The sequence below is a fragment of the Acinetobacter sp. YH12058 genome (assembly GCF_013419805.1).
GTDB lineage: Bacteria > Pseudomonadota > Gammaproteobacteria > Pseudomonadales > Moraxellaceae > Acinetobacter > Acinetobacter towneri.
Genome location: NZ_VOZL01000056.1, coordinates 1 through 1,996 on the forward strand (window position 1 = coordinate 1; position 1,996 = coordinate 1,996).

Here is a 1,996-nt window from a genome sequence, read left to right on the forward strand (position 1 = left end):
AGACGTTCTTTGCACAGTGCATCCAATTGGGATATAGACACAGCCGAGGAGTTACTTCTAGAATACATATCTAAATTAGAAATGAGTGATGTCTATATGCTCAAAGATGATGTTTTAGATACATTACCTACCCGTTTAAGAATGGTTTATCAAACTTGGTTGAATGGTGATGACTTAAAGCAAATTATGTCTAAATCTGCTTTCTACCGTTGCCGTAGTGAGATGCTTAAATATGGTATAGATATTTCTACCAAGTCCCCTAAAGAAAAATCTAACGTAATTCCCCTGATCCGTGTGTTAGAAGCCAAGCCTGTAGGCATTCCTGATTGGGCTTATGAAAGAAACCTTGTCGCTTGATGAGGTTTTTTTTGTGCTACAAAACGCCCTTTTTAACGGCTGCTGCCTATCCTGCCCTAAAAAAAATTACTTAGTCACGACCAATTAACCGAACGAGTGTCTACGAGTGACGCCACTATAATAAAAATCTAAAACCTTCCTTTCCCTGATTACAGCTCCCCCTCGCCTTAGATCGGTAAATACAGAGGATCGCAAAGCGTCCGAACTGACAACATATAAACATGACAACAAGTAAACATGACAACACACACACCAACACCCACACCCAGACAGGCATGCCGTCGGGTGGGGTGTGCAGTGTTAGTAATACTGCACATTTGTCCCATTTCCGGGAATTATTTATATACCCACACTTTACACATCCATTTTTAAGTGTTACTTTTTATTCAAATAAGTCACTAGATACAACTATTATGAAAGCCGTTTTACTTCTAAAATTTAATGAAAACTTAGCCGATCTCGATAACGCTAAAACAGAACAAGATAAAAACTTTCACTATGCTTATTTGAAGGGTTTTCTTTCTGCTGTGTTTGAGCTTCCTATTTTCTCTCAATCTGAATATGACGATCTTTGTATTGCGCTTGATAAATCTATGTTTGGAGGTTCTTTAAATGCCTGCTAAATCTAAACGCCTTCCTTTGACTCTCGACCCTGAATTAGGAAAATTAATTGAAGATATTGCTGAACTTAGAGGGATAAAACAAACTCGTGTTGTTACTGAAATACTAGAAGAATCTAGACCCCAATTAGAAGTTGTTAGAGATGCTTTAAAAGCTATAAAAAATAATGAAGCTGTTAGCCTGGATCAGGTTCTATCTAAAATGCTTGGTAATTCGTTTGAGAATCTTAGTGAGGTTTTTAAGGGGCTTGATAAATGATTGATTGGGTATCGGCGAAAATAATTTGTAATCATGACCCTGATAAGCTTTTTAATGGGGCTGTTTTGTCCCTTAATTCTAATTTAGAAAAAGAATGGGTTTGTGATAAGAAAAAAACAGTTGAGGGTTCTTATTCAACAAAAATTCAGATTCAGTCAGTAACAGACACTCAAATTTATATTTCTGGGAATCCTACAAAATTCCTTCAGGGTCATAATTTATTTGGTTCTAATGATCTTGTTTCAATTATGGGTAAGTTTTTTGATGAGCTGTTAAAAAAAGAAGAATTAGGCTTATGTCCTGATCCATTCCAATACGCAAATATCAAAGACGGTCATTATGAATTATCTCGTGTAGACGTTAATGAAACGTGGCATTTGAATAATGAAAAAGAAGTACTTGCTTGGATTCGTGCCGTAGGTGAATCAGCATATTTAAAACATCGTGGTGCTGGTCAATTTAGTGGTGATACTGCTTATTTTGGTAAACATTCTAGACGTTGGGCTTTAAAGTGTTACTCCAAATTCATGGAAATCTTAGCAAAAGGTCATCACTTACCTGTTGATTTACAAATACCTGAAATGATCGAATATGCTCGAAAAGCCTTGAGAATAGAGGGTGTAACTAGACAACAAGAGTTAAAAAGACGTTCTTTGCACATTGCATCCAATTGGGATATAGACACAGCCGAGGAGTTACTTCTAGAATACATATCTAAATTAGAAATGAGTGATGTCTATATGCTCAAAGATGATGTTTT

4 protein-coding genes are annotated in these 1,996 nt (G+C 36.2%); all 4 read left to right on the forward strand.

The annotated features are described in order from the left end of the window. Positions 1–357, forward strand: a 357-nt coding sequence (locus FTU09_RS13620; protein ID WP_218951320.1) for a phage/plasmid replication protein, II/X family, incomplete at its 5' end; no start/stop codon positions are given. A gap of 221 nt (positions 358–578) precedes the next feature. After that, the gene (locus tag FTU09_RS13625) at positions 579–980 is read left to right on the forward strand and encodes a hypothetical protein (RefSeq protein WP_180080580.1); all 402 of its coding nucleotides are present in this window, start codon (positions 579–581) and stop codon (positions 978–980) included. Further along, positions 970–1,236 carry a hypothetical protein gene (locus FTU09_RS13630; protein WP_180080582.1) on the forward strand — a complete coding sequence of 89 codons (267 nt, stop codon included), beginning with the start codon at positions 970–972 and terminating at the stop codon, positions 1,234–1,236. Before FTU09_RS13625 ends, FTU09_RS13630 begins: the two co-directional genes overlap by 11 nt. Continuing rightward, positions 1,233–1,996 (forward strand): phage/plasmid replication protein, II/X family (locus tag FTU09_RS13635; protein ID WP_180080583.1); only part of this gene is annotated, 764 nt, incomplete at its 3' end. The genes FTU09_RS13630 and FTU09_RS13635, both read left to right, overlap by 4 nt.